At 64.4% G+C, this 21,706-nt stretch carries 18 protein-coding genes; 10 read left to right on the top strand and 8 right to left on the bottom strand.

Annotated features, from left to right (window positions below):
• Positions 1 to 39: 39 nt before the first annotated feature.
• Complete coding sequence (locus FJ527_RS28565) at positions 40 to 1,038, top strand: ABC transporter ATP-binding protein (RefSeq protein ID WP_140824633.1); 999 nt, start codon at positions 40 to 42, stop codon at positions 1,036 to 1,038.
• Positions 1,039 to 1,194: 156 nt separating this feature from the next.
• Here the strand turns inward: FJ527_RS28565 and FJ527_RS28570 are convergent, their stop codons facing one another.
• From FJ527_RS28570 to FJ527_RS28590, 5 genes are all read right to left on the bottom strand, one after another.
• Entirely contained in the window at positions 1,195 to 2,040 is an 846-nt protein-coding gene (locus FJ527_RS28570; RefSeq protein WP_140824634.1) for a fumarylacetoacetate hydrolase family protein, read from the bottom strand.
• A gap of 164 nt (positions 2,041 to 2,204) precedes the next feature.
• Positions 2,205 to 2,936, bottom strand: coding sequence for an SDR family oxidoreductase (locus tag FJ527_RS28575; protein WP_140824635.1), 732 nt, complete (start codon positions 2,934 to 2,936; stop codon positions 2,205 to 2,207).
• A 291-nt stretch (positions 2,937 to 3,227) separates the two neighbouring features.
• On the bottom strand, positions 3,228 to 5,600 hold the full coding sequence (locus tag FJ527_RS28580; RefSeq protein ID WP_140824636.1) for an aldehyde dehydrogenase family protein: 2,373 nt from the start codon (positions 5,598 to 5,600) through the stop codon (positions 3,228 to 3,230).
• Positions 5,601 to 5,668: 68 nt separating this feature from the next.
• Entirely contained in the window at positions 5,669 to 6,715 is a 1,047-nt protein-coding gene (gene deoC / locus FJ527_RS28585) for a deoxyribose-phosphate aldolase (protein ID WP_140824637.1), read from the bottom strand.
• Between the two features lie 203 nt (positions 6,716 to 6,918).
• Positions 6,919 to 7,746 (bottom strand): ferredoxin--NADP reductase, encoded by an 828-nt coding sequence (locus FJ527_RS28590; RefSeq protein WP_140619757.1) that lies wholly within the window; start codon positions 7,744 to 7,746, stop codon positions 6,919 to 6,921.
• A 219-nt stretch (positions 7,747 to 7,965) separates the two neighbouring features.
• Between FJ527_RS28590 and FJ527_RS28595 the strand changes: the two genes are divergently transcribed.
• The 4 genes from FJ527_RS28595 to FJ527_RS28610 all read left to right on the top strand — a co-directional run bounded on the left by FJ527_RS28595 (position 7,966) and on the right by FJ527_RS28610 (position 13,830).
• Positions 7,966 to 10,050 carry a hydantoinase/oxoprolinase family protein gene (locus FJ527_RS28595; protein WP_140824638.1) on the top strand — a complete coding sequence of 695 codons (2,085 nt, stop codon included), beginning with the start codon at positions 7,966 to 7,968 and terminating at the stop codon, positions 10,048 to 10,050.
• Position 10,051: 1 nt separating this feature from the next.
• A complete protein-coding gene (locus tag FJ527_RS28600; protein WP_140824639.1) occupies positions 10,052 to 11,761 on the top strand; it encodes a hydantoinase B/oxoprolinase family protein in 1,710 nt (569 codons plus the stop codon).
• Positions 11,762 to 11,868: 107 nt separating this feature from the next.
• Positions 11,869 to 12,645, top strand: a complete 777-nt coding sequence (locus FJ527_RS28605; protein ID WP_140660265.1) for an ABC transporter substrate-binding protein — start codon at positions 11,869 to 11,871, stop codon at positions 12,643 to 12,645.
• Positions 12,646 to 12,699: 54 nt separating this feature from the next.
• On the top strand, positions 12,700 to 13,830 hold the full coding sequence (locus FJ527_RS28610) for an aminomethyltransferase family protein (RefSeq protein ID WP_140824640.1): 1,131 nt from the start codon (positions 12,700 to 12,702) through the stop codon (positions 13,828 to 13,830).
• Between the two features lie 520 nt (positions 13,831 to 14,350).
• Here the strand turns inward: FJ527_RS28610 and FJ527_RS28620 are convergent.
• From FJ527_RS28620 to FJ527_RS28630, 3 genes are all read right to left on the bottom strand, one after another.
• Positions 14,351 to 15,007: a methionine ABC transporter permease gene (locus FJ527_RS28620; protein WP_140824641.1), complete on the bottom strand. Its 657-nt coding sequence runs from the start codon at positions 15,005 to 15,007 to the stop codon at positions 14,351 to 14,353.
• Positions 14,988 to 16,070 carry a methionine ABC transporter ATP-binding protein gene (locus tag FJ527_RS28625; RefSeq protein WP_140824642.1) on the bottom strand — a complete coding sequence of 361 codons (1,083 nt, stop codon included), beginning with the start codon at positions 16,068 to 16,070 and terminating at the stop codon, positions 14,988 to 14,990. Before FJ527_RS28625 ends, FJ527_RS28620 begins: the two co-directional genes overlap by 20 nt.
• 82 nt (positions 16,071 to 16,152) lie before the next feature.
• A complete protein-coding gene (locus FJ527_RS28630; protein ID WP_140711903.1) occupies positions 16,153 to 17,007 on the bottom strand; it encodes a MetQ/NlpA family lipoprotein in 855 nt (284 codons plus the stop codon).
• 463 nt (positions 17,008 to 17,470) lie between these two features.
• On the opposite strand from FJ527_RS28630, the gene FJ527_RS28635 reads away from it, so the two are divergent.
• The 5 genes from FJ527_RS28635 to FJ527_RS28655 all read left to right on the top strand — a co-directional run bounded on the left by FJ527_RS28635 (position 17,471) and on the right by FJ527_RS28655 (position 21,688).
• Complete coding sequence (locus tag FJ527_RS28635) at positions 17,471 to 17,953, top strand: hypothetical protein (protein WP_140711901.1); 483 nt, start codon at positions 17,471 to 17,473, stop codon at positions 17,951 to 17,953.
• Positions 17,954 to 18,149: 196 nt separating this feature from the next.
• Positions 18,150 to 19,244, top strand: coding sequence for a transporter substrate-binding protein (locus FJ527_RS28640; RefSeq protein WP_015314631.1), 1,095 nt, complete (start codon positions 18,150 to 18,152; stop codon positions 19,242 to 19,244).
• The gene (locus tag FJ527_RS28645; RefSeq protein ID WP_140711899.1) at positions 19,241 to 19,888 is read left to right on the top strand and encodes an ANTAR domain-containing protein; all 648 of its coding nucleotides are present in this window, start codon (positions 19,241 to 19,243) and stop codon (positions 19,886 to 19,888) included. Before FJ527_RS28640 ends, FJ527_RS28645 begins: the two co-directional genes overlap by 4 nt.
• Positions 19,866 to 20,771: an ABC transporter permease gene (locus tag FJ527_RS28650; protein WP_140824643.1), complete on the top strand. Its 906-nt coding sequence runs from the start codon at positions 19,866 to 19,868 to the stop codon at positions 20,769 to 20,771. The genes FJ527_RS28645 and FJ527_RS28650 overlap by 23 nt, the downstream gene beginning before the upstream one ends.
• Positions 20,768 to 21,688 carry an ABC transporter permease gene (locus FJ527_RS28655; RefSeq protein ID WP_015314628.1) on the top strand — a complete coding sequence of 307 codons (921 nt, stop codon included), beginning with the start codon at positions 20,768 to 20,770 and terminating at the stop codon, positions 21,686 to 21,688. Before FJ527_RS28650 ends, FJ527_RS28655 begins: the two co-directional genes overlap by 4 nt.
• Positions 21,689 to 21,706: the final 18 nt, after the last annotated feature.

Raw genomic sequence — 21,706 nt, forward strand, 5'->3', positions numbered from 1 at the left:
CGCCCGCTTGGCGCCTACTCATCAATTTGGAGGACTGCCGTGGGCTCGCTGAAGATCGAGAACGTGAAAAAGGCCTTTGGGCCGGTCGAGGTGCTGAAGGGCATCGACCTCGAAGTGACGGATGGCGAGTTCGTCGTCTTTGTCGGCCCTTCGGGTTGCGGCAAGTCGACATTGCTCCGGGTCATCGCCGGTCTGGAGGATTCGACCTCGGGCCGGGTGCTGATCGATGGCGAGGATGTCTCGGTCACCCCGCCGGCGAAACGCGGCATCGCCATGGTGTTTCAGACCTATGCGCTCTATCCGCATCTGACGGTGAAGAACAATATGGGCCTCGGCCTCAAACAGGCGAACACGCCGGCGGCGGAAATCGACCGCCGCATCGGCATCGCCTCGTCCATGCTGTCGCTGGAGCCCTATCTCGAAAGACGACCTGCGGAACTTTCCGGCGGCCAGCGCCAGCGCGTCGCCATCGGCCGCGCCGTGGTGCGCGAGCCGAAACTGTTCCTGTTCGACGAACCGCTGTCGAACCTCGACGCGGCGCTGCGCGTCAACACGCGGCTGGAGATCGCGCAGCTACATCGCCGGCTGAAGGCGACGATGATCTACGTCACCCACGACCAGGTCGAGGCGATGACGCTGGCCGACAAGATCGTGGTGCTCAATGCCGGAAAAATCGAACAGATCGGCGGCCCGATGGAGCTCTACAATTCGCCGGCAAACGAGTTCGTCGCCGGCTTCATCGGCTCGCCGAAGATGAATTTCGTCGACGGCGCCCGGCTCGGTGAGACAGCCAAGACCATCGGCGTGCGGCCGGAGCACCTGACCGTCGATCCGAAATCCGGCGCCTGGAAGGGCACGGTCGTCCACGCCGAACATCTCGGCGCCGACACCAATCTCTATCTGGATTGCGAGAAGGCCGGCCTGATCACCGTGCGGATTTTCGGCGTGTACGACGCGGAGCCGGGCGCCACGCTCTATGCGACGCCCGATGCGGCGAAGACCTATAGGTTTGGCGCTGATGGGAAGACGATAAAGTAATAGCTGGAGAGGGGCCGGCGCTGCCCCTCATTCGCCTGCCGGCACCTTCTCCCCGTATGGTGACGGGGAGAAGGAATGGCCGCAACGCTGGCGCTCCCTCTCCCCGTTCGTCACGGGGAGAGGGTAGGGGTGAGGGGCGGCGCTAACTTATCAGGCTTACACGTCAGCCCTGAACGTCTGCTTCTGCTGCCCCAATCCTTCGATCCCCAACTCCACGACATCGCCTGCCTTCAAGAACACCGGCGGCTTCATGCCGAGGCCGACGCCGGGCGGGGTGCCGGTCGAAATAATGTCGCCGGGGTGCAGCGACATGAACTGGCTGAGGTAGGAAACGAGATAGGCAACGCCATAGACCATGGTCTTGGTCGAGCCGTTCTGCATCGTCTTGCCGTTGACCGTCAGCCACATCTTCAGGTTCTGCGGGTCTGAAACTTCGTCCTTGGTCACCAGCCACGGTCCGGTTGGGCCGAACGTGTCGCAGCTCTTGCCCTTGGTCCACTGGCCCTGGCGCTCGGCCTGGAAGGCGCGTTCGGACACGTCATGGGAGACGCAATAGCCGGCGACATGGTCGAGCGCGTCGGCTTCGCTGACATATTTGGCGGTTTTGCCGATAACCACGCCGAGCTCGACTTCCCAGTCGGTCTTCTCGGAGCCGCGCGGGATCAGCACGTCGTCGTCCGGGCCGACGATGGCCGAGCTTGCCTTCATGAAGATGATCGGCTCCGGCGGCACGGTGGCCCCGGTCTCGGCGGCATGGTCGGAATAGTTGAGGCCGATGCAAATGAACTTGCCGGTGCCGGCGACGCAGGCGCCGAGGCGCGGCTTGCCGGAAACCGCCGGCAGCGACTTCACATCGAGCTTCGAAAGCATGTCCAGCGAGGCCGGATGAAGTGTCGTGCCGGCAATATCGGCAACATGGGCGGAGAGATCGCGGATCGTTCCATCCGCATCGAGCAGGCCGGGCCGTTCGCTTCCCACCTCGCCATAGCGCAGCAGTTTCATGCATCTTCTCCTGATTGCGGCCTCGTGGCCGTTCTACAAACTCTCCGCCGGGGCGGCCGTCTCTGGAACCGGGCGGACCCTAGCCATCGGCCTGCTTCACGACAAGCGCGAACAGCCTGTATTGGCGGCCGGCGATCCGATGTCCGGTTGTCTCAAGGCAGCGCTCAGATCGACCAGCCGCCGTCGATATTATAGGCCTGCCCGGACGTATAGGTGGCACCGGCAAGGTAGACGGCGAGATCGGCGATCTCCTCGGGCGTGCCGAGCCGGCCCATTGGCTGGCGGGCGATGAAGGCGGCGCGGGCGGCGTCATAATCGCCCTGGGCGTGCATGCGGTCCTGCAGCGACGGGCTCTCGACCGTGCCGGGGCAGATGGCGTTGCAGCGTATGCCCTTGCCGACATAGTCGGCCGCGACCGCCTTGGTCAGCCCGATGACGGCGGCCTTGGTGACGCCATAGGCGAAGCGGTTCGGCACGCCCTTGGTCGAACTGGCCAGCGAAGCCATGTTGATGATCGACCCGTCGCCACGCTCCAGCATGCCGGGCAGCACCGCCCGGATGGTTCGGATCATGGCGCGCACGTTGAGATTGAAAGCGAAATCGAGATCACTGTCCTTCATCTCCAGGATCGAGCCCGAATGGACGAAACCGGCGCAATTGAACAGCACGTCGACGGCGCCGATCTCTGCAAAGGCGGCATTGACCGCCTCGTCGTTGAGAACGTCGACCTTGCGGGTCTTGATCCCTGATGTCTTGGCGAGTTCCGCCAGCAGCGTCTCGTTGATGTCGGTGGCATGGACGGTAGCGCCTGCCTTGGCGAAGGCCAGCGCGCTCGCCTTGCCGATGCCTTGCGCCGCTGCCGTTATGACAACGACCTTGCCCGCCAGTTCCGCCATGCTTTGTTCCTCGCCTGCTTGGGTCAAAAAGCTTTTATCGGCGGCTGGCGAAAGCGTCATGTGCCAGTCAGGCGCGATTGTGCGGCCTGTGCCAGTTCACAGATAAAGATGTTTTTTCTGGTTAAAGAACATATGGCCAGGCGTCAAGCCCGATCGCGATCCCTGTGGTGACATGCCCTAGAGCCGGATGATTTCAGGTCGAGTCGACCTGAAATCTGGATCCGTCTCTAAATCAAAGAGATAGAGCATGATGTCGTCCGAAAACCGCTTCACACTTTTCGGCATCATGCTCTAGTCGCCGTAAGGCACCCAGACATTCTTCACCTCGATGGCACGGCGCAGAAAAACGTCGCTGGCGGCTTCTTCCGAGGCCCAGTCGAGGCTGCGGCCGTTGCCGCTCCAGACGCGTTTGAGGTTGCCGATGGACTCGGCTTCCGCCTTGGCGCAGGTATCCGCGTCGGCGAACAGCCAGAGCCCGTCGACGTCGTCGTGCTTGGCCAGCACGCCGGCAAGCTCCGCGGTGCGTCCGGTGACGATGTTGATGGCGCCGGCCGGCACATCGGAATATTCGATGACCTGATAGAGATCGGTGGCCAGCAACGGATACCGTTCCGAAGGCACGGCGACCACCGTGTTGCCCATGGCCAGCGCCGGCGCGACCAGCGAGATGAAGCCGAGCAGGGGCTGATTGTCCGGCGCGACGATGCCGACGACGCCGACCGGCTCATGCAGCGCCAGCGTCACGGCACGCGCCGGCGGCTGGTGCACGCGCCCCTCGAACTTGTCGGCGAGGCCGGCATAGAGGAACAGCCGCTCGATCGAGAGCTCCACCTCGTCCCGTGCGGCCTTGGCGTTGGCTCCGGTCAGTTCGGTGAGCCGGGCGGCAAATTCTTCCGCGCGCCCGGAAAGGTTCTCGGCCAAGTAATAAAGCACCTGCGACCTATTATAAGCGGTCGCCTCCGGCCAGCTTTTGCAGGCGCGGGCAGCCGAAACCGCATCGCGGATATCCTTGCGGCTGCCGAGCCCGACTTCGCCGGCGAGCTTGCCCTTGGCGGTGGCGACGGCAAGCGAGTAATTGCCGTCCGGCCGCACCTGCTTGCCGCCGATGAACAGCTTCGCGGTGCGGTCGATAGCGACGCCGTCCGCCTGTTCCACGGGCTGCGCCGACGATGTCGCCTGCTTGATGACCGGGCCGAGCGGCAGTTTCGCCGCCAGATATTCGAACATGCCCTCGCGCCCGCCCTCGCGCCCGAAACCGCTCTCGCGATAGCCGCCGAAGCCGCAGGCGGCGTCGAACATGTTGGTGCCGTTGACCCAGACCACGCCAGCCTTCAGTTGCGGCGCGACATGGAGCGCCAGGTTGACGTTCTCGCTCCACACCGAGGCTGCGAGGCCATAGCGCGTGTTGTTGGCGAGTTCGATCGCTTCCTCGGTGTTGCGGAAGGTCATGGTGGCGAGCACTGGCCCGAACACCTCTTCCTGCGCCAGAATATTAGCCGGCGAAACACCGGTGGCGAGCGTCGGCAGGTGATAGTAGCCGGAAGACGGCAGCGTTGCATCCGGCTGCCAGCAGACGGCGCCCTGGCGGGCACCTTCGGCGATCAGTCCCTTGACCCGGTCGAGCTGGGTCAGGTCGACCAGCGGACCGATATCGGTGTTCTTGTCGAGCGGGCTGCCGACACGCAGCCGGCTCATCCGTGTCTTGACCTTGGCGATCAAGGCATCGGCGATGCCTTCCTGCACCAGCAGGCGCGAACCGGCGCAGCAGACCTGGCCCTGGTTGAACCAGATGCCGTCGACCAGGCCCTCGACAGCGCTGTCGAGATCGGCGTCCTCGAAGACGATGAAGGCCGACTTGCCGCCAAGTTCCAGCGACAGCTTTTTCCCTGAGCCCGCCGTGGCCTTGCGGATGATCTTGCCGACTTCCGAGGAGCCGGTGAAGGCGATTTTCTGGATGCCGGGGTGGTTGACGATCGCCGCGCCCGCTTCCGGACCGCCCTGCACGATGTTGACGACGCCTTTCGGCACGCCGGCGCGCTCGCAGATCTCGGCGAACAGAATGGCGGTGAGCGGCGTGAACTCGGCCGGCTTCAGCACCACGGTACAGCCCGCCGCAAGCGCTGGCGCGATCTTCCAGGCCAGCATCAGCATCGGAAAATTCCACGGGATGATCTGGCCGACGACGCCGACACCCTTTTGGCCGGGAAAATCCCTGTCCAGCGCCTGCGCCCAGCCGGCGTGGTGAATGAAATGGCGGATCGCCAGCGGCACGTCGATGTCGCGGCTTTCGCGGATCGGCTTGCCGTTGTCGATCGTCTCAAGCACCGCGAACAGCCGCTGGTGGCGCTGCATGGCGCGGCCGATGGCGTAGAGCACTTTCGCGCGCTGGTATCCGGAACTGGCGCTCCATTTCGGCAGCGCCTTTGCGGCGGCCGCAACCGCCGCGTCGATGTCGGCGGCATTGGCATCGGACACCTTGGCCAACAGCTTGCCGGAAGACGGCTCGCTGGTGTCGAAGGTCTTGCCGCCGCCGGCCGCTTTCCAGTCGCCACCGATGAACAAGGCTTTGGAGAAATCGCGCCCGGCCAGCCAGGCATCGGCCTCGTTGCGAGCCTCCGGCGCCGGGCCGTATTCCATGGCGTGATAGCGTTCAAGGATGTTCATCAGGTTCCTCCTTCACCCTCCCACTTGTGGGGAGGGTCGATCGGCAAAGCCGATCGGGGTGGGGGTGCTCAAGCCATCGCGTGGCGGTGATTGGCCGAATAATGCCCGGTCAGATGATGCTCGAGCTGACGTTCGATATCGGTCAGCAGGCTCGATGCGCCAAAGCGGAACAGCTCCGGCTCCAGCCATGGACGGCCGAGTTCTTCCTTCATCAGCACCAGCCAGTCGAGCGAGACTTTCGCGGTCGAAATGCCGCCGGCCGGCTTGAAGCCGATGAGATAGCCTGTCTCCTCGAAATAGGCCCTGATGGCGCGCACCATGGCGAGGCCGACAGGCAGTGTGGCATTGACGCTTTCCTTGCCGGTCGACGTCTTGATGAAATCGGCGCCCGCCATCATCGCCACCATCGAGGCCAGCATGACATTGCGCAGCGTTGCGAGGTCGCCGGTGCCCAAAATGACCTTGAGATGCGCGTCGCCGCAGGCGGCCCGCATCGAGACGATTTCATTATAAAGCTCGCGCCACTTGGCGCCGAACACCAGGCCGCGCGGGATGACGACATCGATCTCGTCGGCGCCGTCCTTCACCGAGGCCTCGATCTCCTGCAACCGGGTCGACAGCGGCGCCAGCCCATGCGGGAAGGCGGTGGAGACCGCGGCGACATGGATGCCGGTGCCGCGCACCGCGTCCACGGCCGTGGCGACGAAGGGATGGTAGACGCAGACGGCGGCGGGCCGGATGATCTCGCCCGCAATGCCGAGGCCTTCCATGATGTCGCGGCGCAGCGGGTTGATCGCCTTGGCGCAGAGCCGGCGCACGCGCTCCTCGGTGTCGTTGGAGTTGAGCGTCGTCAGGTCCATGCAGGCGATCGCCCGCAGCAGCCAGGCTGCCTGGTTGTCGGCCTTGATCGAGCGCCGCTTGGTCAGGCTGGCGACGCGGCGTTCCAGCGCGGAGCGGTTGACGCTGCGTACCGATTCGAGAAAACCGAGGTCGAGTTTCAGGCCGGGATTGCGCGCGATGTGATGGTCCAGCGGCACCGGCGTGTTGGCGGCGGCGCGCGCGGGCAGCGGCGTCACCTTGGTGCCAAGATCGGCTTCGCGGATAGTGCTGCTCATCTCCTGCCCTTTCCTTCAGCGGCGTGCGCTCTTGGTGCGCATCGTTCTCCCAAAACCTAGACACTTTTGGGCGACACGCACGACGATAGCCCGCGAAGTCGCGCTTCACGAGTCCTCAAGCGAGGGATAGCTGAAAAAGGCCGCGAAAGCAGCTGGTTTTTGACCGGAAGGTCAAAACCAGCTTTCTGGGAGCCGCGCTGGCCTCAGCCGACGAAGGCGCGTTCGACGACGAAGCTCGAGGGATGGCTGAGCGAACCTTCCTGGAAGCCGAGGCTTTCGGCCAGCTCCTTGACGTCCTTCAGCATGTGCATCGAGCCGCAGATCATGATGCGGTCGGTTTCGGGATTGAGCTTTTCGATGCCGAGGTCGCGGTAGAACTTGCCGGAGCCGATCAGCGCGGTGATGCGGCCCATGCGTGCCGACACTTCGCGGGTCGTCGAATTGTAGAGCGTGACGCGCCCAGTGGTCAGCTCGCCGATCAGCGGGTCGCTTTCGAGCGCCGCCACCAGCTCCTGGCCGTAGATCAGCTCGGCATTGTCGCGGCAGGTGTGGGTCAGGATCAGCTGGTCGAATTTCTCGTAGGTGTCGGGGTCGCGCAGCAGGCTTGCAAAGGGCGCGATGCCGGTGCCGGTCGAGATCATGAACAGGCGCTTGGCCGGGGTCAGCGCGTCGACAACCAGCGTGCCGGTCGACTTCTGGCGCATGATGACCGTGTCGCCGACCTGGATCTTCTGCAGTTCCGAGGTCAGCGGGCCGTCCGGCACCTTGATCGAGAAGAATTCCAGCTCTTCGTCCCAGGCCGGGCTGGCGACGGAGTAGGCGCGATATACCGGCTTCTCGGCATTGGGCAGGCCGATCATGACGAATTCGCCCGAGCGGAAGCGCAGCGACTGCGGCCGGGTGATGCGGAACGAGAACAGCCGGTCGGTATAGTGTTTCACCGAGACGACGGTCTCGGCATAGACGTTGGCCGGAATCGGAAACTGTAGCGGACGGGCTTCAGCGGTGTTGAACGCGGGCGTGGTGTTCATCGATTCCAACCTTCTCGCCCAATGAGAGACGCGGGCGCCAAACCTTCCCGTGCGCGCCCGAACCATTCAGGTTCCGGCATGCCATGCACGCCACCGAAGCGGTAAGCTCTTGTGTTCGGAATTTATTAGTATACAAACGATATTTGCGTCAAGATGCCGCCGTAAAACACCTTTCCAAACTGCGGCATATCCGTAGTCCCAGCATTTCGGGTTTCGACAATGAAAGAGAATTTTTCGGTGCAGCCGCCGGATTCCCTGGGCAGCGTCGTCGCCGGCATCGATGTCGGCGGAACCTTCACCGACCTGCTCCTGATCGATGGCAAGGACGGTGGCAAGGTGTATCTTGCCAAGACCCCGACCACTGTCGACAACCAGGCCTTTGGCGTGGTTTCGGCGCTTGGCGCCACCGGCTTTCCGATCGAGGGAATCGACCTCATCGTGCATGGCACGACCACCACCACCAATGCGGTGCTGGAGCGCCGGCTGGCCAAGACCGGCATGATCACCACGCGCGGCTTTCGCGACGTGATCGAACTCGGCCGGCGAACGCGGCCGCAACCCTATGGCATGACCGGAACCTTCGTCCCAATCATTCCGCGCAACCTGCGCCTCGAAGTGTCGGAGCGCGTCGAGGCATCAGGTGCGGTGCGCACGCCGCTCGATGAAGCCGAGATGCGCGAGGCGGTACAGGCGCTCATCGCGGCCGGCTGCGAATCCCTCGTCATCCATTTCCTCCACTCCTATGCCAACCCTGCGCATGAGCGGCGCGCCGCCGAGATCGCCGCCGAAGCCTGGCCGAACGGCTACATCACGTCAGGCCATGCGCTGCTGTCGGAGGCGCGCGAATTCGAGCGCGGGGTGACGGCCTCGGTCAACGCCTCGGTGCAGCCGATCCTGGAGCGCTACGTCGAGCGGCTGCGCAAGGAATTGGCCGACAAGGGCTATGCCCGCGACTTCCTGATCATGAACGGCAATGGCGGCATGATCTCGGCCCGCTTCGTCACACGTGAATCGGCCAAGACGGTCATGTCGGGCCCGGCTTCCGGCGTCATCGCCGCCGCCTATACCGGCAAGCGCGCAGGCTTCGAAAACCTTGTCACCTACGACATGGGCGGCACCTCGACCGACGTGGCGCTGATCCGCAACGCCGAACCGGCTGTCTCGAACGAGATCGAGATCGAATATGCCATGCCCATCCATGTGCCGATGGTGGCGGTGCACACGGTGGGCGCCGGCGGCGGCTCGATCGCCCGCGTCGATGCGGCCGGCCTGATCCAGATCGGCCCGGAAAGTGCCGGCGCCAATCCCGGCCCGATCTGCTATGGGCGCGGCGGCACCGAGCCGACGATCACCGACGCCAACCTGGTGCTCGGCCGGCTGGCGCCGAAGAAGCTGCTCGCCGTCGAAAACCCGGTCACATCGGAGCGCGTCACCAGGATTTTCGAGGACAGGATCGGCAAGGCAACCGGCCTGTCGGGTGTCGAGGCGGCGGGCGCTGTCCTCAGGCTCGGCAACATGAAGATGGCCGGCGCCATCCGCATGGTGTCGGTGTCGCGCGGCCATGATCCCCGCGATTTCGCGCTGTTCGCCTTCGGCGGAGCCGGACCGCTGCACGCGACGGCGCTCGCCCGCGAACTCGGCTTGCCCAAAGTGCTGGTGCCGGCGCGGCCCGGCATCACCAACGCGCTCGGGTGCGTCGTCGCCGATCTGCGCCATGACTTCGTCAACACCATCAACCAGCCCGTGGCCGTGCTGGACGAAAGCCAGCTCCACCAAGTACTGGAACGGCACCGGAACGAAGGCGAGGAGCTGATCGCCAAGGAAGCGGTGAAGCCGGAAACGATCCGCGTCACCCACTCCGCCGACATGCAGTTCGTCGGCCAGACCCACATCATCAACGTGCCGCTGCCGTCCGCGTCGGTGACCCGGAGCCAATTGCAGGCGTTGTTCGAGAAAGCCTATTTCGCCCGCTTCAAGGTGGAGCTGCCGGAAATCCGCGCCAACCTCGTCAACCTCAACACCTCGGTCACCGGCGTGCGACCGGCGATCGACCTGTCGCGGCTGATCGACCCGGCCGGGCGGGCAAGGACGCTCGACGGGGCGCGGCGCGAGATCCGACCGGTCTGGTACGCCGGGCGCTGGCACGACACGTCGGTTTACAGCAGGGAAAAGCTGCCACTCGATGCGGTCATCGAAGGGCCGGCGATCCTCGAACAGATGGATGCGACCACCGTGCTCGAACCCGGCGACTGCGCGCGCTCGGATGCCGACGGCAACATCATCATCGACATTGGCGAGGCCTGACATGTCAGTGGATAGCGCAAAGCTCGACGCCATCACGCTTTCGGTGCTCCAGGCCGCTTTGCAGCAGGTCTGCGACGAGATGGACCTGACCTTTTCCCGCGCCGCCTTCTCGCCCGTGATCGCCGAGGCCAATGACCGCTCGGACGGCATCTATTCCGCCATCGACGGTTCGCTGGTCGCGCAGGGCAGTCAGGGCCTGCCGGTGTTTGTCGGCGTCATGCAATATTCGACCAGGACGGTGATCGAGATGATCGCCGACGGCCGCTGCCTGGCCCCGGAGCCGGGCGACATTTACATCGTCAACGATCCCTATCTCGGCGGCACGCATCTGATGGATGTGCGCTTCGCCATGCCGGTCTACCGCGGCGGAAAGATCTTCTGCTGGCTGTCGAACACCGGCCATTGGCCCGACATTGGCGGCTCCGTGCCCGGCGGCTTCTCCGCATCCGCGACCGCTGTCGAGCAGGAGGGTCTGCGGCTGCCGCCGGTAAAACTGTTCAAGAAGGGCGTGCTCGACCCTGAAATCTACGCCATCATCTGCTCCAACATCAGGGTCGCCGACCAGCGCATCGGCGACATCCGGGCGCAGGCCGCCGCGCTGTTGATCGGCCAGGACAGGCTCAAAGGCATCCTGGATCGTTACGGAGACGAAACCGTCGTCGAGGCGATCGCCGAGCTACGCCGCCGCGCCGCCGAGCAGATGCGCGCCAATATAGCGGCCATTCCCGATGGCACCTACCGCTCCAAGGCTTTTGTCGATTCCGACGGGGTGGTCAACGAACCGCTGACCATAGCGCTCGCAGTCGACAAGAAGGGCGACACGCTGACCTTCGATTTTTCAGGTTCGTCAAAGCCTTGTGCGGGACCAATGAACAGTGTGCTGGCGACGACCCTGTCCTCGGTCTATCTCGCCATGCGCCACATCTTTCCGGACGTGCCGATCAGCGCCGGCGCCTTCGAGCCGCTCGAGGTCAAGCGGCCGGAAGGCACTTTCCTCGACGCCAAATATCCCCGCCCCGTGTCTGGCTGCGCGGCCGAAGTGTCGCAGCGCATCGCCGAGGCGGTGTTCGCGGCGATGGTGCAGGCGCTGCCCGACAAGGTGACGGCGGCCCCAGCCGGCTCCAGCGGCAATTTCGCGCTCGGCGGCAATGATCCGGCGCGCGGCCGCGACTACGTCATGTACCAGATATCCGGTGGCGGCTATGGCGGCAATTCGGGGCATGACGGGCTGACCAATGGCTGCTCGACCATCGGCATTTCGAAGTCGCCCCCGGTCGAGATCATGGAGCAGGCCTTTCCGGTGCTCTATCGCCACTATGCCTTGCGCGAAGGCTCGGGCGGCGCCGGCAAGCATCGTGGTGGTTTTGGCCTCGCCTATGAGGTCGAGATCCTGCGTGGCGAGGCGCGCGCCTCCTTTGTCATGGACCATGGCCGTTTCGGTCCGCAGGGCGCCCTTGGCGGTCGGGATGGCGAGCCCAACAGCGTGACCGTGTTCCGCAACGGCGAGGAGCATGTGCCGCCGCACCTCTCCAAGGAGCAGGACATCCCACTGAAGGCCGGCGACCGCGTACGCGTCGGCACGCCGGGTGGCGGCGGCTATGGCGATCCGCGTGAGCGCGATCCGGAACTGGTCGCACGGGACGTCCAGCTTGGTTATTATACAACGGAGCAAGCCAGGGATCTGTTCGGGGCCGACGCACAAGGAACCTGACCGGACGCGGACTGCCCCGCGCCGTGATCGCCGCGGCACATGTCGTTTCCGTCTCCGCCGGGAGCATGAAAGCCCGTAGACTTCGCCGGTCAATGGAGATCTGGACCATGCGTCTTTTCGGTCGTTTCGTGCTTGCCGCTTCCGTAGCTTTTGCGCTCGCAACCGGTGCTGCTTCCGCCCAGGAGAAAAAGCTGAGGCTTGGTACCGAGGGTGCCTACCCGCCCTTCAACCACGCCAATGCCGACGGCACGCTGGGCGGTTTCGACATCGATCTAGGCAAGGCGCTGTGCGCGCAGATGAAGGTCGAATGCGAGTTCACCGTACAGGATTTCGACGGCTCCATTCCCGCGCTTCAGGCCGGCAAGTTCGACGCCATCATCAACATCACCATCACGCCCGAGCGGGCTGAAAAGGTCGAGTTCACCCACAAATACTACCAGACGCCGCCGGCCATCGCGGTGCCGAAGGACTCGACCATCGCGGGCACCTCGCCCGACGATCTGAAAGGCAAGGTGCTGGGCGTGCAGAGCGCCACCATCCACCAGAATTTCGCCGAGCAGAAATATTCGGGCTCGACCGTCAAGGCCTACCCGACCGGCGACGACGCCCGCACCGACATGGCCAATGGCCGCCTCGACGCGATGATGGACGGCTCGATCATCCTCACCGAATGGCTGAAGAAGCCCGACGGCGCCTGCTGCAAGCTGCTCGGCACGCTGACGGCCGATCCGGCCATTCACGGCCCGGGGGTCGGCATTGCGCTGCAGAAGGGCAACAAGGAACTGGCCGACAAGTTCAACGCGGCAATCGACGCGCTGCGCGCCAACGGAAAGTACAAGGAAATCAACGACAAGTATTTTTCATTCGACGTCTACGGGAGTTGATCCCGGTACCAATCGAGCTCGGCGGCGCCACCCGGCGCTGCCGATTTTTTATGAATGATGGAGATTTTCGTGGCTGAGCGGCGCTCCCCTTTCTACAGCAGCATCGTCGGGCTGGGTGCGGCCATGGGTCGGGTCGGCGGCGATTTCATCTCGGCCAAATATTACTCCGGCATCGCCGACGAACATTTGAATACGCGTAAAAATGCCGGCGTGCAGGACCTCAGCACCATGGGCAAGATGGACATCAAGGGTGCCGACGCCGAGGCGCTGGTCAACCATGTCATTGTCAATGACGCCGCGGCGATGAAGCCGGGCCAAGTACGCTATTCCACCGTCTGTCGGGAGGACGGCGGCATCATGGACGACCTCACCGTGTTCCGGCTGGGCGCGGAGCATTTCATGCTGGTCACCGGTTCGGTCAACCGCCTCAAGATGCTGCCCTGGCTCCAGCATCATGCGCAAGGGCGCAGGGCCTATGTCACCGACATCACGGCCGCCGTCGCCTTCCCGACCATCCAGGGCCCACGCTCGCGCGATCTCTTGAAGGCGATGATTTCGGACGCTGATCTCGACGGATTGAAGCGCTGGGCCTTCACATCAGGCCATATCAACGGAACGCGGGTCCTGATCTCCCGTACAGGCGTGACCGGCGAACTCGGCTTCGAGCTGTTCGTGCCGGCCGACGAGGCGACCTCGGTTTGGGACGCGCTGATGCGCACTGGCCAAGCTTTCGGCTTGAAACCCTATGGCGTGCTGGCCATGTTCACGCTCGGCCTGGAAAAGGCCTATCCGGCGCACGGCATCGACATGGACGAGACGCGCACGCCGTTCCATGTCGGCCTCGACCGCTGGATCAAGTTCGATAAGGGCGATTTCATCGGCCGGGACGCGTTGCTCAAGGTGCGCGACGAGAGCCTCGACGAGCGCTGGACCGGGCTGATCCTCGACGGCGACAAGCCGTCCGCGACGGATGCACGGGTGATGGCCGACGGCGAGGACGCCGGCGTGGTCACCTACAGCGACCACGGCTATTCCCTGGGCAAGGTGCTGGCGACAGCGCATTTGCGATTGCCCTTCACGGCCATAGGCACGGAACTTAGCATCGATATTGACGGCAAACCGACCCGCGCGGTGGTGGTGCCGATGCCGTTCTTCGACCCGGAAGGGGCGAGGCTGAGGGGCTAGCGCGGAAATGATTTTGGTTCCGCTTTGGGGTCCATGATATGGCTCGCGGATGAAGTCTCCTGGTTCAAGAATCGGTCGTTCAGCGAAGGCTAGTCATTTCGTGCTGACGAGCGCGCGTGGCGAGAAAATCAGGGCTGTCGAAGGCATGAAGCTGTCGCCCCGCATGGCCAAGATACTCGACCATGGCGTTAGGCAAGGACTGACGGTGACGAGCGCCGCTCGCTCGTCAAGGAAGAAGTCCATAGGAACAGCCTACAGTGTCATAGCAATTGCTGATGATGGCGAGCGATCGGCGCTGCCCCTCACCTGCCTGCCGGCATCCTCTCCCCGTATAGTGACGGGGAGAGGGGCGCTCCATATCGACGAATTCGCCAATCATCAGCGTTGCTTGGAGAATGCCGGCGTCCAGGGCTAGCCCCTCTCTCCCCGTTCCACGGGGAGAGATGTCCGGCAGGACAGTGAGGGGCGGCGCTGACGTTTGATGAGAAGGTCACGGCCACCCGGATGTTCAGCCGGCTCACTATCCCCGCCGATCCAGCCTCGCCACCAGCTGGTCACCCACCCACTGGATGCCGCAGACCAGGATGATCAGCACCACGACAACAGCAATCATCACCGAGGTTTCAAACCTTTGGTAGCCGTAACGGATGGCAAGGTCGCCGAGGCCGCCGGCACCGATGGCGCCTGCCATCGCCGAGGCGCCGACCAGCGTCACCAGTGTCACGGTGAAGCCGGCAACGATGCCGGGGAGCGCCTCGGGCACCAGCACTTCGCGGATGATCGTCCAGCGATTGCCGCCCATGGCGCGCGCCGCCTCGATCAGTCCGTGGTCGACCTCGCGCAATGACACTTCGGCGATCCGCGCATAGTAGGGTGTGGCGGCGATCGACAGCGGCACGATGGCCGCCCATGTGCCGATCGACGTGCCGACGATCAGCCGCGTCAGGGGGATCAGCACCACCAGAAGGATGATGAACGGCACCGAGCGGAAGCCGTTGATCACGGCGCCGAGCACGCGGTTCACCCACGGGCTTTCGGCGATGCCGCCGCGTTCGGTGGCAATCAAGGCCAGCCCGAGCGGCAGGCCGAACACCAGCGAGATCAGGCCGGAGGCGGCCGTCATCAGCACCGTCTCCCAGATCGATCGCAACAGAAGCTCAAACAGGATCGGCGACATGGCCAAGCACCTCCACCCGCGCCTGGCGGGATTTCAGGAATGTGATGATTTCTGCGAGATGGCTCGCATCGCTGCCGGGGACGGAAAGGAACAGCGTTCCGACCGGCTGCCGCTGGATGTGGTCGATGCCACCATGGACGAGGCGGAAGGGACCGGGCACGGCGGCCGCAAGGTCGGACAGCAGCGGCTCGCGCGCCGCCTCGCCCGCCACGGCGACGCGCAGGACCGTTTCGGTGCCAGCTCCCGGCAGCAGCCGCGCCGCCAGCTCCGGCGGAAGTTGCGGCCGGATGGTCCCGAGCAGGCGTCTTGTGACGTTCGATTGCGGATCGGCAAACACCGACCAGACCGGCCCTTCCTCGACGATGCGTCCGGTGTCGATCACCGCCACGCGGTCGGCGATCGAGCGGATCACCTCCATCTCGTGGGTGATCAAAAGGATGGTCAGGCCAAGCTGGCGGTTGATATCCTTCAGCAGGGCGAGAATGGAGCGCGTCGTCTCCGGGTCGAGTGCCGAGGTCGCCTCGTCCGACAGAAGCAGCGCTGGCCGCGCGGCAAGCGCTCGGGCAATGCCGACGCGCTGTTTCTGGCCGCCGGACAGCGAAGCCGGATAGGCTTTTGCCTTCTCCGACAGGCCGACGAGATCGAGCAGCTCCGCCGCCCGCTTCAGCCGCTCCGCCTTCGGCCGGCCCTCGATCTTGAGCGGCAACGCCACATTGTCCTCGACGGTCTTGGCCGACAGCAGGTTGAAATGCTGGAAGATCATGCCGATGCGCCGTCGCAGCGGCTGCAACTCGCGCTCGCCAAGTCGGCTGATCTCGCGACCTTCGATGAACACCTCGCCGGTGTCAGGCCGCTCCAGTCCGTTCAGGCAGCGGATCAGGGTGGACTTGCCTGCACCGCTGCGGCCGATGATGCCGAGAACCTCGCCCTTGCGCACCGTCAAGGAAATGCCGTCGAGCGCCGCCGTCTGGCCGAAGCGGCGCTTCAGGTCGACAAGGCGCACCACGTCCTGCGTGGCGGCCTGATCCGCGGCCTCGGTGGTTGCGATAAAATGCTGGTTCATGGGCAGGTCCCGAAACGCGATCGCGGCCCGCGCATCGCGCGGACCGCTTAAGCTGTCAAAGGCACGTCGGTGCCCGCATAACTCAATAGGCGCTGAGGCCGGTGCCCTTATAGACCTTGTCGAACTCGGCCTTCACAGCCTCGTTCTGGTAGGACGCGACCAGCGTCTTCACCCAGGCCTCGTTTTCATTGCCGACCTTGACCGCGATGAAGTTGCGGTACGGATTGTCCGCGATCGGCTCCTGAGCGATGCGGTTCTCCGGCGTCAGGCCGCTCTTCAGCGCCCAGTCGGTGTTGACCACGGCGGCGTCGAGATCCTCGACCGAGCGGCCGACGATGCCGGCATCCAACTCCTTGATCTCGACCTTTTTCGCATTTTCGGCGATGTCGGCGGTGGTGGCGAGAATGCCGGTGCCATCCCTGAGCTTGATCACGCCCTCATTCTGCAGCACGCGCAGCGCCCGGCCTTCGTTGGACGGGTCGTTCGGCACGCCGATCACCGCGCCCTCCGGCAGATCGGCAACCTTGGTGTACTTCTTGGAGTAGAGGCCGATCGGCCACACGCCGGTATAGCCGACACGCACGATGTGGTAGCCCTGCGTCTTGATCTGGTTGTCGAGATAGGGCTGGTGCTGAAAGGCGTTGGCGTCGATCTCGCCGCGCTCCAGCGCCTCGTTGGGCTGGGTGTAGTCGTTGAACACCACGGTCTCGATGCTGAGGCCCTTTTCGGCTGCTTGCGCGACGACGACACGCCAAACATCCTCGTCCTCGCCGCTGATGATGCCGACCTTGATCGCCTTCTTGTCCTCGGCCAAGGACGCATGCGGCGCCATCAGGCTGCCGATCGCGACGGCCGACGCGAACAGCAGAGCGAGGCCGCTGCGGCGGGTGAGGGGTGACCGTGGGGAAGAGGGCAAAGTGTTGTTGGGATCGGACATGATTGATCTCTGCGATTGTGAAGTCATGGCAGCAAGGCGGATTGCCGAGGCTTGTTCACATCGTCAGAAATTCTACTGATTTTATCAAAGAACGTGTTTCGCCGTTCTCGGCAAAGCCGGGAATATTCTCTCAAAAAACTCAGGGATGTGAGCACAGGACGCCGCCAGGTCGACCATGACGGCGCCGCGCCGCCATCCGGAGATGTCGGGAAGGCAGTCAAGTTTTCAACGAGCCCGCCTCTGCCGGCCGGCTGCGCAATATCTCATGCGTTCGATTTGAGCTTCGAGGACGTCGCCCGAAAATGATGGACGGCCCTCGTTGGCTGCCGGGTTCATCCAGGCGAAGTCAAAAAGCTTTGCGGCTTGCTCAGCCACTTTTTCGTGAAGCTGCGCGGGTTGATCCGACCGTCGGCTTGCCTAGGTAGAAAGGGCGGCCGGGCGCCACGCGATCTCAATAATCGGTATGACATTTTCCTGCATTCGAAAGCTTGCCCTTTCTGGCCTCCTCGTCGTCATCCAGTCCTCCTGCGTCGTTCCCGACGACACGTCGCGCATCGCCAAGGTCGATCCAACGGCGGCCGCGGCACGCAAGGAGATGGTCGGCCTCAGCGAAGCCGACGTCCGAATGTGCGCGGGATTTCCGACCGCCACCGCGGAAGTCGGCCAGTCCGGGCAGATCTGGACCTATAAGCGCGTCGTCCAGCGCGGCAATCTCAGCGTCGTCGTTCCTGCCTTGGCCGTGGGGGCGATCCCGACGGTCGGCGGTTCCGTCAATGTCGCTCCCGGCGGTTACTGCGACACGCAGGTTCGCATGGTCGGCGGCCGTGTCGCCGAAGTTGCCTACGCCGGCGACAACAACCTGCCGAACAAGCGCGACGCTCTTTGTGTCAGCACCGTGGATGCCTGCGTGGCCTATGCCCGCCAACACAGGCCGGCGGCCAGATAGCGGCAGCGGATTTCGCGGGAACCAGCGATGGCCGGACACTCGGTGTTTGACGCGGATGGCGTTGAGGGCTTGACTGACCCGCCGGACCGAATACGCTAGGGCAAAATACCGGCTCTGATCGCCGGGCGGCAAATATGCCTCGTATGCCTCGCCCTTGCGGCGCTGGCTGCGGGGCATTGTCATTTTGGGGATCGGTTTGAAACGGCGCATCGAGATCGGCATCCTCTATTCCCGCTCGGGAAGCTATCAGCTCGTCTCCGACGCGTGCCGGATGGGCGCCATGCGCGCCATCGCCGACATCAACGCCGACAGGAGCTCAGGCATCGAACTGGTGCCGGTCGAGCGCGACCCGCAAAGCAATGCCGACCGTTACGCGACGCTGTGCGAAGACATCTTCAGGACCAGCAGTGCACGCCATGTCGTCGGCTGCGTCACTTCCTGGAGCCGCAAGGAGACCATCCCTGTGCTGGAGAAGGCGGGCGGCATGCTCTGGTATGCCTGCCCCTATGAGGGCTTCGAGGCCAACGAGCATGTCGTCTACATGCACGCTTGTCCCAATCAGCATCTGGTGCCGCTTATGGCCCATGTCGTGCCGCGCTTCGGCGCCAACGGTTTCCTGCTCGGGTCGAACTACATCTGGGGCTGGGAGATGAACCGCGTTGCGCGCGACCTCATCGCCGATGCCGGCGGCAAGGTGCTGGGCGAGCGCTATCTGCGCATCGGCGAGACCGACGTGTCGCGGCTGATCGCCGAGATCCGCGCGACGCGGCCGAACTTCATCCTCAACAACCTGATCGGCACCTCGTCCTATGCCTTCCTGGCGGCCTATCGCGATCTGGCGGGCGAGGATGCGGCTTTCAGTCCTGAATCTTGCCCGGTGATCTCCTGCAACCTGACCGAAGGCGAACTGCCGGCGATCGGCGAAACGGGCAAGGGTCATCTGTCGGTCGGACCGTATTTCGCGCCGCGGCCGGCCGCCTTCGCATCGTCCTTCGAAGCCTCCGCCTATGCCTCGGTGCAGGTAATGGCCGACGTGCTGTCGCGCGATCCCGACGCCGGCCCGGCGGAATTTTCCAAGGCCTTCGCCGAGCGGCGCTTCTCCACGCGGCTCGGCCCGATCGCCATCGACGCCCATTCCCAGCACGCCACGCTGCCTGTCATCATCGGCCGGATCGCGGACGGCTATTTCGAAGTTGTCAGCCGGCAGCACGAGGTCGCGCCGGATCCGTATCTGTCGCGCTACGACCCCGCAAAGACATTCGGCCGGCCACGTTTGCGGGTGGTGTCGTGACCAGAACCCCGCGCATCCCCAATCTCGGCGGCGCCAGGGCCTTTGTCCTGCATCGCCCGCACCCGACTGTGCAAGCGATCACCAGGCAGTTGTCGGCCATCGGCCTTGTCACCGTGGGTTGCTGGCCGGAACTGGCACCGGAGGCGCTGGCCGCCGACTTCGTCTTCTTCGACGCCGATCTCGGCTTCGACGAGCAATTCCCCTGGAAGCCGGGCGAGGCGCCAATGCCGCTGGTGGCGCTGATCGGCTCCGAGGCGCCGGGCCGCATCGAATGGGCGCTGTCGCACAAGGCCGACGCCCAGCTCCTGAAGCCGGTCGGCAATGCCGGCGTCTACAGCGCGCTGCTGATTGCGCGCCAGAGTTTCGAGGCGAGAAAACATTTAGCCGGCGAAATTGCCGCATTGCGCCAGCGGGTCGCCGAACGCCAGACCGTCGTGCGGGCTGTCTCGGCTTTGTCGAAAGGCGGCGACGACGACCGCGCCTATGCACAGCTGCGCTCGCTGGCAATGAGCTGGCAGATCAGCGTCGAGGACGCCGCGCGCCGGATCGTGGCGATGATGGAGGAAGCCAAGACCGGGGAAGCCAGGACCGGGGAAGACCACATCGGAGATGAGAGCGGCGATGACCAGCCCCATCGCGCCTGATCTCACAGCAGGGCGCATGCCGGCCAGACCGCGCGCCGGTGTCTGGCGCCGGCTGGTCAAGCGCCGCCTGGCGCTGCTCGGCCTGGTTATCGTCGCCATTGTCGTTGCCGGTGCGATCCTGGCGCCATGGCTGACCGGCTACGATCCCAACGAACAGATGTTCGACGGTCTCACCATCGAGGGCTCGCCTCTGCCGCCGAGCGCGAAATTCTGGCTGGGCACCGACCTGCTCGGGCGTGACCTGTTGACCCGCATTCTCTACGGCGCGCGCACCTCGCTGATCATCGGCATCGTCGCCAACGGCGTGGCGCTCTTCATCGGCACGCTGGTCGGCGTCACCGCCGGCTATTTCCGCGGCTGGATCGGCGGCGCGCTGATGCGCTTCACCGATTTGATGATGGCGTTTCCGGCGCTGCTGCTCGCCATCTGCCTGGCGGCGGTGTTCCAGCCGAGCCTGTGGATCGTCGCCATGGTCATCACGCTGGTCAACTGGGTGCAGACCGCCCGCGTCGTCTACACCGAGACCTCGTCACTCGCCGAACGCGAGTTCATCGATGCCGAACGCACCATCGGGGCCGGCGCGCCGCGCATCCTGTTTCGCCACATCCTGCCGCATCTCCTGCCGACCATCATCGTCTGGGGCACGCTCGGCATCTCGACCACGGTGCTGCTCGAGGCCACGCTCTCCTTCCTCGGCATCGGCGTGCAGCCGCCGACGGCGTCATGGGGCAATATCATCTTCGAGAACCAGACCTATTTCCAGGCGGCACCCTGGCTGGTGTTCTTCCCCGGCGCCGCGATCCTGGCCCTGGCGCTGGCCTTCAACCTGATCGGCGACGCGCTGCGCGACATTCTCGATCCGACGCAAAGGGGCCGGGCATGATCGCCTATCTCGGCCGCCGGCTGATCCAGTCGCTGCTCATCCTGCTCGGCGTCTCGCTGATCACCTTCGCGCTGCTCTATCTCCTGCCCGCCGATCCGGTGCGCCAGATCGCCGGCCGCAGCGCCACGCCGCAGACGGTCGAGAACATCCGCCAGCAGCTCGGCCTCGACCAGCCCTTCGTCGTCCAGTACTGGCACTATCTGACGAAGCTCGTCAGCGGCGATCTTGGCCGCTCCTACATCCAGCGCTCGGAAGTCACCGAACTCATCGTCTCGCGGCTGCCGGCGAGCCTGCTTCTGATGGTCGGCGCCATCCTGTGCGAGCTGCTGATCGGCCTCTCCATGGGCCTGATCGCCGCCGTCAAGCGCGGCACCGCCACCGACCAGACCCTGATGGTCGCCTCCTTCATCGGCGTCTCGGCGCCGCAATTCGTCGTCGGCCTGCTGCTGCTCTATGTCTTCGCGGTCAGGCTGAGCTGGTTCCCGATCGGCGGCTATGGCACATGGCGCCATCTCGTGCTGCCGTCGCTCACCATGGGCATCCTCGGCGCCGGCTGGTATGCGCGCATGATGCGCTCGTCGATGATCGACGTGCTGCGCCAGGATTACGTCCGCACCGCGCGTGCCAAGGGCCTGGCTCGGGGCGCCATCATCTTCCGCCATGCGCTGCCCAACGCCATCCTGCCGGTCGTCGCCATGATCGGCATCGACATCGGCATCTTCATGGGCGGCATCGTCGTGGTCGAAAGCGTGTTCGGCTGGCCCGGCATCGGCCAGCTCGCCTGGCAAGCCATCCAGCGCGTCGACATCCCCATCATCATGGGCGTCACGCTGGTCTCGGCCTTCGCCATCGTGCTCGGCAATCTCCTGGCCGACATCATCGCGCCCTTCATCGACCCCCGTATCAAACTGCGATGAGCATCGAACTCAGATGAA

The sequence above is a fragment of the Mesorhizobium sp. B2-4-18 genome, assembly GCF_006441385.1.
Classification (GTDB): Bacteria; Pseudomonadota; Alphaproteobacteria; order Rhizobiales; family Rhizobiaceae; genus Mesorhizobium; species Mesorhizobium australicum.

Bases quoted from the DNA above. Each gene is read 5' to 3' on its own strand.
- FJ527_RS28580 (WP_140824636.1), bottom strand. From the start codon at position 5,600: ATGAACATCCTTGAACGCTATCACGCCATGGAATACGGCCCGGCGCCG.
- FJ527_RS28610 (WP_140824640.1), top strand. From the start codon at position 12,700: ATGATGGAGATTTTCGTGGCTGAGCGGCGCTCCCCTTTCTACAGCAGC.
- FJ527_RS28570 (WP_140824634.1), bottom strand. From the start codon at position 2,040: ATGAAACTGCTGCGCTATGGCGAGGTGGGAAGCGAACGGCCCGGCCTG.
- FJ527_RS28620 (WP_140824641.1), bottom strand. From the start codon at position 15,007: ATGTCGCCGATCCTGTTTGAGCTTCTGTTGCGATCGATCTGGGAGACG.
- FJ527_RS28590 (WP_140619757.1), bottom strand. From the start codon at position 7,746: ATGAACACCACGCCCGCGTTCAACACCGCTGAAGCCCGTCCGCTACAG.
- FJ527_RS28630 (WP_140711903.1), bottom strand. From the start codon at position 17,007: ATGTCCGATCCCAACAACACTTTGCCCTCTTCCCCACGGTCACCCCTC.
- deoC (WP_140824637.1), bottom strand. From the start codon at position 6,715: ATGAGCAGCACTATCCGCGAAGCCGATCTTGGCACCAAGGTGACGCCG.
- FJ527_RS28635 (WP_140711901.1), top strand. From the start codon at position 17,471: ATGACATTTTCCTGCATTCGAAAGCTTGCCCTTTCTGGCCTCCTCGTC.
- FJ527_RS28575 (WP_140824635.1), bottom strand. From the start codon at position 2,936: ATGGCGGAACTGGCGGGCAAGGTCGTTGTCATAACGGCAGCGGCGCAA.
- FJ527_RS28655 (WP_015314628.1), top strand. From the start codon at position 20,768: ATGATCGCCTATCTCGGCCGCCGGCTGATCCAGTCGCTGCTCATCCTG.
- FJ527_RS28605 (WP_140660265.1), top strand. From the start codon at position 11,869: ATGCGTCTTTTCGGTCGTTTCGTGCTTGCCGCTTCCGTAGCTTTTGCG.
- FJ527_RS28600 (WP_140824639.1), top strand. From the start codon at position 10,052: ATGTCAGTGGATAGCGCAAAGCTCGACGCCATCACGCTTTCGGTGCTC.
- FJ527_RS28625 (WP_140824642.1), bottom strand. From the start codon at position 16,070: ATGAACCAGCATTTTATCGCAACCACCGAGGCCGCGGATCAGGCCGCC.
- FJ527_RS28595 (WP_140824638.1), top strand. From the start codon at position 7,966: ATGAAAGAGAATTTTTCGGTGCAGCCGCCGGATTCCCTGGGCAGCGTC.
- FJ527_RS28650 (WP_140824643.1), top strand. From the start codon at position 19,866: ATGACCAGCCCCATCGCGCCTGATCTCACAGCAGGGCGCATGCCGGCC.